The 14,053-nt window shown below is 33.3% G+C and carries 6 protein-coding genes; all 6 read left to right on the top strand.

The features are described from left to right. The first annotated feature begins 1 nt into the window (after position 1). The 6 genes from QVZ41_RS07390 (at position 2) to QVZ41_RS07365 (ending at position 13,984) form a co-directional block, all read left to right on the top strand. Positions 2 to 2,323: a glycoside hydrolase family 20 protein gene (locus QVZ41_RS07390; RefSeq protein WP_302883923.1), complete on the top strand. Its 2,322-nt coding sequence runs from the start codon at positions 2 to 4 to the stop codon at positions 2,321 to 2,323. Positions 2,324 to 2,386: 63 nt separating this feature from the next. Beyond that, a complete protein-coding gene (locus QVZ41_RS07385; protein WP_302883922.1) occupies positions 2,387 to 3,871 on the top strand; it encodes an alpha-L-fucosidase in 1,485 nt (494 codons plus the stop codon). Between the two features lie 64 nt (positions 3,872 to 3,935). Further along, complete coding sequence (locus QVZ41_RS07380) at positions 3,936 to 6,125, top strand: GH92 family glycosyl hydrolase (RefSeq protein ID WP_302884185.1); 2,190 nt, start codon at positions 3,936 to 3,938, stop codon at positions 6,123 to 6,125. Between the two features lie 13 nt (positions 6,126 to 6,138). Beyond that, on the top strand, positions 6,139 to 8,784 hold the full coding sequence (locus QVZ41_RS07375) for a glycoside hydrolase family 3 N-terminal domain-containing protein (RefSeq protein WP_302883921.1): 2,646 nt from the start codon (positions 6,139 to 6,141) through the stop codon (positions 8,782 to 8,784). Between the two features lie 491 nt (positions 8,785 to 9,275). Further along, positions 9,276 to 12,380: a SusC/RagA family TonB-linked outer membrane protein gene (locus tag QVZ41_RS07370; protein WP_302883920.1), complete on the top strand. Its 3,105-nt coding sequence runs from the start codon at positions 9,276 to 9,278 to the stop codon at positions 12,378 to 12,380. A gap of 17 nt (positions 12,381 to 12,397) precedes the next feature. Further along, on the top strand, positions 12,398 to 13,984 hold the full coding sequence (locus tag QVZ41_RS07365; protein WP_302883919.1) for a SusD/RagB family nutrient-binding outer membrane lipoprotein: 1,587 nt from the start codon (positions 12,398 to 12,400) through the stop codon (positions 13,982 to 13,984). Positions 13,985 to 14,053: the final 69 nt, after the last annotated feature.

Here is a 14,053-nt window from a genome sequence, read left to right as displayed (position 1 = left end):
TATGAATCAGTACAAACAATTATTAGCCCTTATTTTATTGGTTATTTTTAGTGCTTGTACAAAGCCTAAAACTTTTACAGAAAGTGATATTCACATCACTCCAAAACCTGTATCCTTAAAACTAGAAAAAGGAAATTTTAAATTTTCCAAAAACACGCAATTCTATGTTGTTACTGAAGAACAAAAAGAAATTGCAAAGATCTTAATTGATAAATTTAAAAAAGCAGCAGGTTTAAACCTGATTACCACCCCAAATATTCCTACGGAAAACTACATTGTTTTTAAAATCAATAATGATTTAAAAAAGGAAGCATATGAATTAAATGTTACTGAAGATCATATTGAGATTATTGCAAGTGAAAATGCAGGATTTTTATATGGTATTGAAACACTTCGTCAATTACTACCTGAAGAAATTGAATCCTCTAAATTACAAAGCACCACAGAATGGGTGATTCCTACTTTAAAAATTAAAGATGAACCTAGATTTTCACACAGAGGATTGATGTTAGATTTGTCTCGTCACTTTTTTGGAAAGGATTATATTCTAAAAACCATCGATCGATTGGCAATGCACAAAATGAATGTATTGCATTTACATTTGGTAGATGATCAAGGTTGGAGAATTGAAATAAAAAAATATCCTAAACTTACAGAAGTTGGAGCTTGGAGAGTTGACCAAGAAGAGAAAGCTTGGAACTCAAGAGAAATTAATGATCCTAATGAAAAAGGAACTTACGGTGGTTTTTTAACACAAGAAGAGTTAAAAGAAATTGTGGCTTACGCTACTTCAAAAAACATAGAAGTCATTCCAGAAATAGAAATGCCTGCACACGTAAGTTCAGCCATTGCTGCTTATCCAGAACTTTCTTGTAAAGCAGAACCTATTGCTGTTCCTTCTGGTGGAGTTTGGCCAATAACAGATATTTATTGTCCGGGAAAAGAAACTACTTTTGAGTTTTTAGAAAATGTTTTAACAGAAGTGATGGATATTTTTCCATCAAAATACATTCATATTGGTGGAGATGAAGCCACAAAAACCAACTGGAAAACTTGTCCTCATTGTAAAAAAAGAATTCAATCAGAAGGCTTAGCTAATGTTGAAGAGCTACAAAGTTACATGGTAAAAAGAATGGAAAAATTCATCAACTCCAAAGGGAAAAATTTAATAGGATGGGATGAAATTTTAGAAGGTGGATTGGCTCCAGAAGCAACCGTAATGAGTTGGAGAGGAACCAAAGGAGGAAAAGAAGCTGCAGAACAAGGACACGATGTAATCATGACTCCAGAATCTCACTGTTATTTAAACTTTTATCAAGGACCACAAAACGAAGAGCCAAAAGCTTTTAATGCCTATACACCATTAAATAAAGTCTATGAATTTGATCCTGTGGTAGAAGGAATGACTCCTGAAGAAGCAAAACATGTGTTGGGTGGTCAAGCTAACTTATGGTCTGAATTTATAACCTCTGATGAATTATCAGAGTACATGTTATTCCCAAGATTATCTGCTTTGGCAGAAACTTTATGGAGTCCAAAAGAAGCCAGAAATTGGTCAGATTTTTCTGCTAGAATCCCATTTTTATTTAAGCGTTTTGATTATTTAAACATCAACTACTCAAAAAGCGCCTATTTAATTACTGCAAAAAGTAGCGTAGATATCAACACAAAAAAGGTGTATTTAACTTTACAAAACGAATTTCCTAATCCAGACATTCGTTATGTGTTAGGTGATCAAGACATCCATAATAATGCTATAAAATATAATGATTCTATTCAGGTTGATGACACAACTGTGTTAAAAGCTTCTTTGTTTAAAGACAATCAACCTGTTGGTAAAGTATTTGTAGATACAATTAAATTCCACAAAGCGGTAGGAAGTAATATCACCTTTAAAAAACCTTTTAACAGTAATTATACAGGTGATGGACCGCTGAGTTTGGTAAACATTATTAGAGGTAGTAAAAACTTTCACGATGGACAATGGCAAGCTTGGTTGGTAGATGACATGGAAGCTGTGATTGATTTAGGCGATGAAAAAGAAATTACACAAATAACTGTAGGAACTTTAGAAAGTCAAGGATCTGGAATTTACTACCCTACTGCTGTAAAAGTAATGATTTCTAATGATGGTAAAAACTACCAAGAAGTTGGAAGAACAGTTCGTGATTACAAAGCAAATCCTGATGTTAAATTGTTAAATTTTAATATTGAATTTAAATCAACAAAAGCTAAATACGTAAAAGTAATTGCCAACAACCTTAAAGAAACTCCCAAAGGAGGAAACACTTGGTTGTTTGTTGACGAAATATTGGTAAATTAATATTCCTCAATCAAAATAAAAAAGAAATAGTTAGTTATATATTAAATCAAAAACAGAAAAACAATGAAGAAATCAATAGCAATGTTAGCCCTACTGTTTTCGGCTCAATTATTTTCACAAGCCATTTATGAAGATGAAAGATATGTGCCTGAAACAGACCCGTTAGTACTAGAAAAACTAGATCAGTGGCAAGATAAAAAATTCGGACTATTAATGCACTGGGGAACTTATAGCCAGTGGGGAATTGTAGAATCATGGTCTATTTGTCCAGAAGATTACGGATGGTGTGAACGCAAAAAAGGAAGTAATCCTGATAACTATAACCAATACGTAAAGGATTATGAAGATTTAAGAAAATCTTTTAACCCTACAAAATTCGATCCTACAAAATGGGCAAAAGCTGCTAAAGATGCTGGAATGAAATACATGGTTTTTACCACCAAACACCATGATGGTTTTAATATGTTTGACACCCAATATTCTGATTATAAAGTAACAAATTCAGATGTTCCTTTTAGCACCAACCCTAAAGCAAATATTGCTAAAGAAGTATTTAGTGCTTTTAGAAATGAAGACATGTGGATTGGAGCATATTTCTCTAAACCAGACTGGCATAACGAAAACTACTGGGATCCTTACTTCCCTCCTTTTGATAGAAATGTAAATTACAACCCTGCTGCTTATCCTAAAAAGTGGCAAAAGTATGTTGATTTTACTCATAACCAAATTTTAGAATTGTTAACAAATTACGGAAGCATAGATATTTTATGGTTAGATGGTGGATGGGTTGCCAAAACACCTAAAGAAGAAATTAAACAAGGATATACCGCTAAATTTCTTGAAAACAAATCTGAAAACGGATTTATCAAACACAGAGTGGTAGATCAAGACATTAAAATGGATGAATTGGTAGTAAAAGCTCGTCAAAAACAACCAGGTTTAATTGTGGTTGACAGAGCTGTACACGGTAAAAATCAAAACTACTTAACACCAGAAAACAGAGTTCCTGAAAAAACTTTGCCTTATCCTTGGGAGTCATGTATTACCTCAGGAGGTGGATGGTCTTATACGCCAGATGCTAAATACTTAACAGGTAGACAAGGAATTCATATGTTAATTGATGTGGTTGCCAAAGGTGGTAATTTATTGTTAAATGTTGCTCCAGGACCTGATGGAACTTGGCAACAAGGTGCTTATGATTTATTGGCTGATTATGGTGCTTGGTTAGATGTAAATGGAAGTGCTATTTACAACACAAAACCAATTGCTCCTTTTAAAGAAGACAATATTTGTATGACACAAAACAAAAAAGAAAATGTGTTCTTGTTTTACATGGCTAAAGAAGGTGAAAACACCATTCCGTCTGAAATTATTGTAAAATCAATCAATCCTAAAAAAGGAACTAAAATTACCATGTTAGGTTCTAAAACCAAGTTAAAGTGGGAAAAATTAGATGAAGGATTTAAAGTTACCATTCCTGAAAAACTAAGAAACAGCTTACCTTGTAAAGAGGCTTGGACCTTAAAAATTGACAAAATAATTAGATAATTATATGTACTTTATTCACAAAACTAGCGCAGCCGTAAAATCTTTTTCTATAGGAGTAGCACTTATGTGCTGCTCTAGTTTTTACGCACAACAACCTGTAGACTATGTTAATCCTATGATTGGTACTTCCAATTTTGGAGCTACTTATCCTGGCCCAATTGCCCCAAGAGGTATGGCCAGTATTAGTCCTTTTAACGTTGCAGGGCCTAAAAATTTACCTTTGGAAAAAGATAGTGGTTGGTTATCTACTCCTTATGTACACGAGAATACTTTTTTAACTGGATTTTCACAAGTAAATTTAAGTGGTGTTGGGTGTCCAGAATTAGGAGTGCTTTTATTAATGCCAACTACAGGAGAAGTAGAAACCAATCATTTAAAATATGGTTCTACTTATTCTAACGAAATTTCAAAAGCCGGGTACTATAGCTCAACCATTGATAAATATAATGTGAAAGCTGAATTTACCACAACTAAGAGAGTTGGGGTGAGTAAATTTACTTTTCCTAAAGGAAAATCTAACCTATTATTAAACCTTGGTCTTGGACTTACCAATGAAGAAGGTGCTATGGTTAAAATTGTTTCTCCTACAGAAATTGAAGGAGTCAGAAGCGTTGGTTCTTTTTGTTATTACAATCCAGAAGATGCATATCCTGTTTATTTTGTGGCTAAATTTTCTAAACCCGCAGATGATTTTGGCGTTTGGAAAAAACCAGCGACTTATAAAGGTGTTGAAGCACAATGGATGGGTTATAACGGAAAAACTCGTATGATGAAAAACAACACCAAAATGGTTGTTGGAGATAGTATTGGGACTTATTTTTCTTATGATTTTAACAACCCCCAAACGGTAGAAGTTAAAATTGGAGTATCATATGTAAGTATAGAAAACGCTCGTGAGAACTTAGAAAAAGAAACTCAAACTAAAACATTTGATGCCGTTTACACGGAAACAAAAAATGAATGGAATCAATTACTTTCTAGAATTAAAGTTGAAGGAGGTTCAGAAGATGATAAAACCATTTTTTATACCGCTTTGTACCACACCTTAATTCACCCTAATACTTTAAATGATTTTAATGGAGAATATCCTGAAATAAAAACAGGGAAGATTGGAAAAACCGATGGAACTCGTTATACCGTATTTTCTTTATGGGATACTTACAGAAATTTACATCAATTGATGTCTTTGGTATATCCAAAACAACAATCTAACATGGTTAAAAGTATTATTGACATGTCTGATGAAAACGGTTGGCTACCAAGATGGGAATTAAACTCTACTGAAACATTTACCATGGTGGGAGACCCTGCAGGAATTGTTATTACTGATACTTACTTAAAAGGAATAAAAGATTTTGATGTAAAAAAAGCTTATGCTGCTATGTTAAAAGGAGCCGATACCATTAAAGGAAATCCTTTGCGTAATGGGCTTAAAAATTATATTGAAAAAGGATATGTAACTACCGATGAAAAAGGATCAGTATCAACTACTCAAGAGTATAATGCTTCAGACTATGCCATTTCATTATTAGCAAAAGAATTAGGTCACCAAAAAGATTACAAACGTTTTAAAAAGAGATCCATTTCTTACAGAAAATTATATGATAAAAATTTAAAATCATTACATCCTAGAAATAGCGATGGTTCTTTTTACGAACCATTTGATCCTAATGCTGGAGCAAATTTTGAAGAAAACATTGGTTTTATTGAAGGAAATGCTTGGCAGTATGCCTTTATGACTCCTCATGACATCAAGGGGTTGATAAAGTTAATGGGAGGTAAAAAAGGTTTTACAAACCAATTACAAAAGATTTTTGATGACAAACAATTTGATATGGCTAATGAACCAGACATCGCCTACCCTTACTTGTTTAACTACATCAAAGGAGAGGAACACAGAAGTCAAAAATTAGTGCAAAAATTAGTCAAAGAATACTTTAAAAATACACCTGATGGTTTACCAGGTAATGATGATACAGGAACAATGTCGGCTTGGTTAATTTACAGTATGATGGGCTTCTACCCTATTACACCAGGAGAACCAAATTACACCATCACCACACCTATGTTCGATAAAATTACAATTGAGTTAAACTCAGAATATTATCAAAATAAAAATATTGTCATCACAAAAGAAACCAATAATAACGGTAACATCAAAAAAATTGAATTAAACGGAAAAGAATTTAAAGGTTACTTTATTACACACGACGAGTTAGTAAATGGACACACTTTAAACGTGATTCAAAATTAAAACAACAAACAAAATGAAGAAGATAACGATTGCTTTAGTAGTTTTTCTTGGATTTTTAAACCAAGGATTTGCTCAAAAAAAATATCCGTATCAAGATGCTACACTTCCTGTTGAGGAGCGTTTAACAGACTTATTAAGCAGAATGAGCTTAGAGGAAAAAGTACGTCAAATGGATATGTACAAAGGAGAATATTTTAAAGAAGATGAAAATTTCTCTAAAACAAAAACCAAAAATAAAATTGGAAATCTTGGTGTGGGTGCTATTCACGACATCTACCCTCGTTCTGCCAAAATGATTAACGACCTTCAAAAAAATGTGATTAAAAGTAACCAATGGGGAATTCCTGCATTAATTATGTGTGAAATGCTTCACGGATATTTAGATGAAGGAAGTACTGCTTTTCCTATGAATATAGGTTTAGGAGCTACTTGGGATACTCAATTAATGGAAAAAGTTGGAGGTGTTATTGGTGCTGAGGCTAGAGCTCATGGGGTACATTTTGGATTAGGTCCTGTGTTAGGAATTGGTCGTGAACCTCGTTGGGGACGTGTTGCCGAAACTTTTGGTGAAGACACTTACTTAGCAGGAGAACTTGGATTGTCTATGGTAAAAGGAATGCAAGGTGATACTTTAGCTTCAGACAGATCAATTATTGCAGAACCTAAACATTTTGCTGTTCATAGTCAACCAGAAGCAGGTGGAAATTCATCACCTGTTTTAGTTGGAGAGCGTACTGCTCGTCAAGATTTTTTACCATCATTTGAAAAAGTATTTACCAAAGGTGGTGCTTTAGGAACCATGTGTGCTTATTCTGAATTAGATGGAATTCCTTGTGCTGCCAATCATTGGTTGTTAACTGATGTTTTAAGAAAAGAATGGGGATTCAAAGGAATTGTAGTATCTGATTTAGGAGCAATTAAATATATTCAAACCACTCATTACGCTGCAAACTCACCTAGAGAAAGTATCCGTCAAGCAGTGGCTGCTGGTGTTGATATGCAGTTCTATGATTTTACCAATGAATTTTGGCAAGAAACCATTGTTGATTTGGTAAAAAAAGGAGAACTTTCTATGGCAGATATTGATCGTGCCGCAGGTGGTGTTTTAAGATTAAAATTTTTATTAGGATTATTTGAAAATCCTTACACTGCTAAAAACTTAATCAAAGAAAGATTTCATTCAAAAGAAAATCAAGAAATTGTTTTAGAAGCAGGACGTAAGTCTATCACTTTATTAAAAAACAAAAATAATTTATTGCCATTAAGTAAAGACATCAAAACCATTGCGGTTATTGGTCCTAATGCTGATGCTTCTCGTTTAGGTGGATATTCTGTAAAGAATAAAGTAGCCACTACGGTTTTACAAGGAATTAAAGAAGTTGCTGGAAAAAATACTGAAGTTTTATATGAAGAAGGAGTTCCTTTAATTGTAAAAGGACAAATTATTCCATCAAAATACTTGTTTACCCCTGATGAATCTCAAAACGGATTAAAAGGAGAATATTTTAACAATAGAAATGTTGAAGGTAAACCAGCCTTAACTCGTATTGACGATAAATTACAATTTGACTGGCCTTGGAATCCTGGTGTAGGGGTTAATGATGATGATTTTTCTATTCGTTGGACAGGGTTTATCAAATCTGATACTTCTTTTGATGGATGGATTGGTTTAAGTTCTGATGATGGAATTAGAATGTGGATTGATGATCAATTAGTCATTGACAATTGGACCAAAGGAGCTACAAGCATTGTAACAACTCCAAAGAAAATTGAAGCTGGTAAAAAATACAAAGTCCGCATAGAAATGTGGGAAGGTGGTTGGGGAGCCAGAGCTCACCTAAGATGGAACTTAGAAAAAATCAACTTACAACCTGCTATTAACATTGCTAAAAAAGCAGATGTAGCAGTTGTTGTTTTAGGAGAATCTAGAGAATTGGTAGAAGAAAACAGAGATGTTGCTACTTTAGATTTACACGGAATGCAACAAGAATTAATAGAAGCTATTCAAAAAACAGGAACTCCAGTAGTTTGTGTATTGTTAAACGGTCGTCCATTATCTGTAAATTGGATTAATGAAAACATTCCTGCTATTTTAGAAGGATGGTTTCCTGGTGAAGCTGGAGGTAAAGCAGTAGCGGATGTTATTTTTGGGGATTACAATCCTGGAGGAAAAAATCCAATTACTTTCCCTAAATCAGTTGGACAATTGCCAATTTATTACAATCAAAAACCATCTGCTATTCACAGATATGTAAGTGAGAGTGAAAATCCACTGTACACTTTTGGTTACGGATTAAGCTATACTAGTTTTGAATATTCCAACCTTACCTTAAGTAAAGATAAAATCAAAACTGATGGAAGTGTTGTTGTAGGTGTTGATGTTAAAAACACTGGTGATTACGACGGAGATGAAGTAGTTCAATTATACATTAATGATATTTACAGCAGTGTAACTACTCCACAAAAAACACTAAAAGGTTTTGAAAGAGTTTTTATCAAAAAGGGAGAAACAAAACACATTCAATTCACGCTTACTCCAGAAGAATTATCTATTTGGAACAGAGACATGGTTCGTGTTGTAGAACCAGGAGACTTTGAAGTAATGGTGGGAGGAAATTCTATAAATTTATTAAAAACTACTTTTACGGTTACAAAATAAACAAAAGCATATAGTTTATATCATGAAGTTGAAAAATGCCAGAGAAAAAATTTTCTCTGGCATTTTTTTATGAATTCTCTACAGTATTAAATACTTAAAAAAATACTTAGAGCTTAGAAAAGAATTATTATTTAAAGTTTAATTAAAATAAAAATCACATTTGAAAGTAACACTCAAGTGTTTCGTCTAACAATATTGAGTAAATCACAACAAAAAACATGCGATTAAACACTTTTTTTTACAGCATAAATCAGTTCTTTCAATCTCACACAAACATCACTTACTCCTTTAATATCAAGGAGTTCTAGCTAAAAAATATTTTAAACAACTTTCAAATAAACGATTTTTTATCATGAAAAAGCTTAAAATTGTACCAACACCATTTAAGAACTGTCATTGGTCGAAATAATAATAAAAAGGAATAAATCATTTATAGATTTAACATACAATTAATTCATAAAAAACATATTTATTAACTAAAAGACTAAATTATGATTCAGAAAGTACTTAGATTAGTGCTACTTGTTTTTTGCGTAACTAGCTTTCAAAATGCTAGTGCACAAACTACAGTAACAGGAACAATTACGGATGGCGACCTAGACATGCCCCTTCCAGCCGTAAGTATCGTCGTTAAAGGGACATCAAATGGAACAGCTTCAGATTTCGATGGTAACTATAGTATTACCATCCCTAATGAATCGGCTGTTTTAGTATTTAAGTATATTGGATATACCTCTCAAGAAATCCCTTATACAGGATCTAACATTATTAATGTTAATTTAAAACCAAGTACAGAGCAATTAGATGAAGTCGTTGTAACTGCCTTAGGTATTAAAAGAGAGAAAAAAGCGATTACCTATTCTGCTCAAAATGTTAGTGTAGATGAGTTGTCGGAAGCAAGATCTCTAAACGTTGCCAACTCTTTATCTGGTAAAGTAGCTGGTTTAAACTTTTCTACAACATCAAATGGAGTTGGTAGTTCATCTAGAATTACTTTAAGAGGGAACAGATCTCTTAACGGAAACAACCAACCTTTATATGTGGTAGATGGGGTACCAATTAGTAACGGTACCACAGACAGAAACTCAGATATTGATACAGGAGGTACTTCTCAACCAGATGGTATTTCTAACTTAAATCCTGAAGACATTGCCTCTATGACAGTTTTGAAAGGGCCTTCTGCTGCCGCTTTATACGGTACAAGAGCAAGTAATGGTGTAATTGTTATTACTACTAAATCTGGTGCTGGAGCTCAAGGGACTAAAGTTTCTATTTCATCTAACTTTATGGCTTCTTCTGCAATTGATTTATCAAATTTACAAAACGAGTATGGACAAGGTGCTCAAGGAGTTTACAATCCTACTTCTCAAAGTAGCTGGGGTGGTAAACTAGATGGTAGTCAAGTTTCAGCATGGCAATTGGTTAACAATCCAAATTATCAAGGACCTGCTACGACTAGTTATTCTGCACAACCAAATAACATTACTGATTTTTACCAAACAGGATACAACTTAGCAAACACAGTATCTGTGACTAGTGGATCTGATAAAACACAAGCTTATTTTTCTTATACCAATACACTTGCAGAGGGGATTGTAGGAGGAAATAAAATGAATAGAAACAATGTTAACTTGAGAATTACAAGTAAATTTAATGAAAAATTTACTTTAGATACTAAGGCTAATTACATTACACAAAACATTGATAATTTAATGAGAACTGGTGAAGAGTCTATAGGTACTTCATTATACTTATTACCTAGAAGTATTTCTCATGATTCTTATAGTGATTATGAATATTTTGATGAGCAAGGTCAAAGAAGAGTAAATTATTACAGAGATGAAGTTGGTCAAGCGGGTGGTAACCCATATTGGTCTGCGTTACGTGATGATGATCGTGATGATGATAGAACTAGATTTATCGGATTTGCTTCTTTAAAATATCAGCTAAACGATGATTTAAGTTTTCACTTTAGAACTGGTTTAGACCAAATGACTAACACTACATTTAGAAATAGGTACGCTACAAATCGTTTTAATAATGACCAAGGTTCATATAGCGAATTCTACGAAACAGTTAGTGAATTAAATACAGATGTTTTAGCTACTTACGATAAAAAATTTGGAGACTTTTCTGTAAACGTAAATGCAGGTGCTAATATTTTAAAACAAAAAAGCTCTTCACTAACATCTGGAGGAGTTTTAGGGAACAGAAATGGTTTCTTTTTATCAAATATTCAAAACCAAACACCTATTTCTTCATTGTCAGAAAAACAAGTAAATTCTATTTACGGGTTTACACAAATTGGATATAAAAATTACTTATTCTTAGATGCTACTGCTAGAAATGATTGGTCATCTGCTTTACCTGCTGAAAACAGATCTTTCTTTTACCCTTCTATTGGTTTATCTGGTGTAATATCTGATATGATTGAAATGCCTGAGCCTATTACCTATGTTAAGCTAAGAGCTTCTTATGCACAAGTTGGTAATGATACAAACCCATATCAAACAAGTCCTCAGCTATCATACATAGGAGGAAATGGTGGTATGCTTTATGGGCAATCTACTGCTGCAAATCCTGATTTAAAACCTGAAATTTCTAGTTCTTCAGAATTTGGTGCTGATTTTAGGTTCTTTCACAATCGCTTAGGATTAGATATTACTTATTTTGATTCTCAAACAAAAAATCAAATTTTCTACATCAACACTCCTCAATCTTCATCAAAAAGTAGGGCTGTAGTGAACGGAGGGAATATTCAAAATAAAGGTTTAGAAGTGGTGCTTACAGCAACACCGATTGAAACAAAAGATTTTGCTTGGGATATTACTGCTAACTATGCTTCATACCAATCAGAAATTAAATCAATTTTTGAAAATAGAGATGAATTGGTTCTTGGATCTGGAAGATTATTAAGAAGTAAAATTGTTAAAGGAGGTGAATACGGAGATTTATACATCAAAGGATTCGAAAGAAATGAAAATGGAGATGTTTTAATAGACGAAAACACTGGTTTACCTATCGCTCAAGGTGATTTTGAAACACTTGCTGGAAACTTTAACCCAGACTGGACAGGTGGTTTAAAAAATAACTTTAGTTATAAAAACTTCAACTTCAGCTTCTTGATAGATATGAGAATTGGTGGTGAAGTTATTTCTTACACACAAGCTAGACAAGCAGGTTTAGGTGTTAATGATATCACTTTAGCAGGAAGAGAAAATGGATTTGTAGTAGATGGAGTTGTTGACAATGGTAATGGTAACTATACAGCAAATACTAAAACTGTAACAGCAGAACAATATTGGACTGCTATCGGACAAAGAACTCCAGTTGCTGAGCAATTTATTTATGATGCTACTAACATAAGATTAAGAGAAGTTATTTTAGGTTACTCAATGCCTAAAAACGTTTTAAAAAAATCTCCATTTTCAAGTGTAAATATCTCTTTTGTAGCACGTAACTTATTCTTTATACTAAACAAAGCAAAATACTTTGATCCTGAACAAGGAGCTGGTACTGGTAACTTACAAGGTGTTGAATCATTTAACTTACCTTCAACTAGAGATTATGGAGTTAGCTTAAAATTTGGATTTTAATAAAAAAAGGACTTATCATGAAAAAATATAATAAAATAAAATCAATCGCAGCCATACTAATGGTCTGTGCGTACACAACAAGTTGTACAGATAATTTTGATGAATTAAATACGAACAAAAACGCTATTACCGAAGATCAACTTGATGCTTCTTTAGCTGGGCCTTCTTTTGCATCAGCCTTATATGCAGGTATCCATAACGGTTCTTATTCTTCTCCAGGGGTTGATGATCAAGGAACTTGGGGAATTGCTACAGGGATTCTTTCTTCACAATTTGTACAATACCTAAACACAGGATATAGTACTGATAGAAATGAATTAAGCGGCTGGTCTGATCGTGGATGGTTAAGATTTTATACGGTAGCCGTTCCTGCTTTAAACAATGCTTTTAAAGCTAGTGAAGGTAACGCAGAAGCACTTGCTGTTCTAAAATTATGGAAAGTATTTATGTACAATCAAATGACCGATCATTACGGACCTATTCCTTATACAGAAGCTGGAAATAATTCAGAAAAAGTAGCATATGATAGTCAAGAAGCTATTTATGAAGACTTTTTCAAATTGTTAGATGAAGCTGATAGTGTACTAAGCAATACATCTGAATCTACAGTTGGGTTATTTTCAATTTCTGACAGAGTTTATAATGGAGATGTTGAAAAATGGAAAACTTTTGGAAATAGCTTAAGACTTAGATTAGCATTAAGAATTTCTGATGTTCAACCTGCAAAAGCAAAAACACAAGCAGAATTAGCAGTTGCTAATGGAGTTATGGAAAGTAATGACTATAGTGCTACATTTAAAACTAGTAATATTACTCCTAACAACTTAAACATGATTGTAAATAGTTGGGGATATGTGATGACTGCTGGAATGGAAAGTATTTTAAAAGGATATAACGATCCTAGATTAGAAATTTGGTTCTCTGAAACAGAAGAAGAAGACGAAACTGAAAGAGCTTATCGTGGAATGCCAGCTGGAGGATTACAAGATCAATTTGGTACAATTCAATTCTCAAAATTTAACGATGATGTATTAGGAAATGACTTTAGTGAAGAAAAACCTATTGAAATCTTAATGGCTTCAGAGTGTTATTTAAATAGAGCTGAAGCTGCTTTAAATGGATGGAATATGAACGGAACAGCTCAATCTCTATATGAAGAAGGTATCAGATTATCTCTATCTCAATGGGGAGTTAACGATGCTTCTAAAATATCTAATTATATTGCAGAAACTTCTACTCCTGTGGCTCCAGACATTACAAACAACCCTGATTATGCTAACATAGGTTTAGAGACTCCTCCTGTTAGTGTTCCTGTAGCTTGGGCTAACACAGAATCTGAACAACGTACACAAATTGCTGTTCAAAAATACTTAGCATTGTTCCCAGAATCATGGGAGACTTGGGCTGATTTACGTAGAACAGATGAACAGATTATTTATCCATTATTAAATTCAGAAAACTTTGAAGTAGGAAAAGGATTGATGAAAAGAGTGCTTTTTGTTACCAATGAAATTTCTACAAATGGTGAGGCTGTTGATGATGCTATTGATAAATTAGGTGGTCCTAACACTGGTGCAACTAAACTTTGGTGGGATAAAAATTAATCGCATCAATTTAATTAATAAGTTATACAATACTTCAATAAAAAAAGAGGAGAGATTTTTAAATAAGTC

The sequence above is a fragment of the Wenyingzhuangia gilva genome, from assembly GCF_030519655.1.
In the GTDB taxonomy this organism is placed as follows: Bacteria; Bacteroidota; Bacteroidia; order Flavobacteriales; family Flavobacteriaceae; genus Wenyingzhuangia; species Wenyingzhuangia gilva.
Note: the sequence above shows the minus strand (reverse complement) of the source record. Positions and strands in the feature narration are given on the sequence as shown.